This window comes from Rothia nasimurium (assembly GCF_928392795.1).
In the GTDB taxonomy this organism is placed as follows: Bacteria; Actinomycetota; Actinomycetes; order Actinomycetales; family Micrococcaceae; genus Rothia; species Rothia nasimurium_F.
In genome coordinates this window covers 1-1,474 of sequence record NZ_CAKMTJ010000020.1, presented here as the reverse complement: position 1 = coordinate 1,474, position 1,474 = coordinate 1, and the positions used below count along the sequence as shown (strand labels likewise).

At 47.0% G+C, this 1,474-nt stretch carries 3 protein-coding genes; 1 reads left to right on the top strand and 2 read right to left on the bottom strand.

The window, feature by feature from the left end; all coding sequences use genetic code 11:
• A partial coding sequence (locus L6963_RS11655) for a transposase (protein WP_237207711.1) occupies positions 1-197 on the bottom strand: 197 nt, incomplete at its 3' end.
• Positions 198-326: 129 nt separating this feature from the next.
• On the opposite strand from L6963_RS11655, the gene L6963_RS11650 reads away from it, so the two are divergent.
• On the top strand, positions 327-632 hold the full coding sequence (locus tag L6963_RS11650; protein WP_237207712.1) for a hypothetical protein: 306 nt from the start codon (positions 327-329) through the stop codon (positions 630-632).
• 105 nt (positions 633-737) lie between these two features.
• Here L6963_RS11650 and L6963_RS11645 read toward each other — a convergent pair whose 3' ends face one another.
• The gene (locus tag L6963_RS11645) at positions 738-1,283 is read right to left on the bottom strand and encodes a hypothetical protein (RefSeq protein ID WP_237207713.1); all 546 of its coding nucleotides are present in this window, start codon (positions 1,281-1,283) and stop codon (positions 738-740) included.
• Between the last annotated feature and the right edge of the window lie 191 nt (positions 1,284-1,474).

The window sequence follows — 1,474 nt, the reverse complement described above, 5'->3', positions numbered from 1 at the left end:
CTCGTAGTAGTGATTTCTTTGCCGGTGTCGAGGGCGGCGTTGTTGCACCAGCGGGCCAGAGTGTTGTGGGAAATTCCTAGCCGAGGGGCGATGTCTTTGATTGCTGCGGTTATGGACGGGGCGTCGGAGTGGTTGAGCCGGTCACCGACGAGTCGTACCGCTCGTTCTTTGAATTCTTGGGGGTATTTGTTGGGCATGGTTTTTATTGTTCCTTCCGGTGGGGTGTGGGTGGAAGGTGTGGGCTGAACCCAGTACATATCAATGAGCTGCCTAATATTCATTTGCTCTACCATCTTGACCCATCTGATATACCCCATGAAAATATCATGGATGTATTCATTAATTTCGAACCAGGTTTCTTTATCGATAAGGAGACCCCTGTTGACTTTGAACAAGAGATTACTATTTTGGGGCATGTAAAAATTCTTGTAGCTGGTCAAAGGTATAAGAGTACAGATGCTTGGATTATGTCGGGATTTAACCGCAGGTTACGCAATCAATTGCTTGCAACGGTGAACACCAAAGATCTCGCTAAACAGTTCGCCGCGCTCAACAAAAATGTCTATAAAATGAAGGACTCCGCCCGAATCGACGGACCAGCAATGATTATCGATGTCGCAGCGATGTACTAACGCACTGAGAAAACAATAAACGAATGGGTGCACAATAGGTATTTATTGCGCACCCATCATTATTTACTTCTTATTCTTCTGCGTCAGAATACTCATGTTCCGTTTTTATGCCTTCTCCGCAGGGAAAACCTCAGCCGACGACTCATCACCCTTAAAACCAGCAAAACATTCAGTAGAAGCCTCTACCGACTCGCCGCCAGCCCCAGCAGAATAAACAACTGTAGTGCCATGAGGTAAATCAGTCGCTATTTCACGATTATTCTTACTACTACCCACATCCCTCACACGCAACCCCCGAGACTCCCATGCAGTGCGCACCTTCTCCACCTGAGCAGAAAAGTCCTTTGAGCCAAGCCCTTGGTCATAAGTAGTTGCCATTAGCGAGACTCTACCTTTAGTCCCTCCATCACAGGGAAAAACTGTCACATCAGCCCACGAAGCTTCCTGATATGGAAAAGGCATCGTATTATTCTTCCACCGAAACTTCGCCTCATTCCCATTCGCACTAGCAGCAACAGTTACTGCAGAGTACATCTCTCTAAAAACCTCGTTAGCATCAGGCTCAACCGCCTCATTCTTCTGATTCACAGAACCACATCCTGACAATACAAAAACTAAAACAACCACAACCGACAAAAAAATACGCTTCATCGCATTACTCTCCTTCGCCTTACAATCTGCTGGTCAAAAGGTACTACTTGATACCTAGGAGGGTCTGTCAGATTAACGGTGTAAACCCACAACAAATCTAGCGACCAGCCACCTGCGGCAACCGATCACCAAAAACAATAGCAAAAGCATTCAACGCCGGCTTCCACCGACTCATCCACCGCCGAGCACCA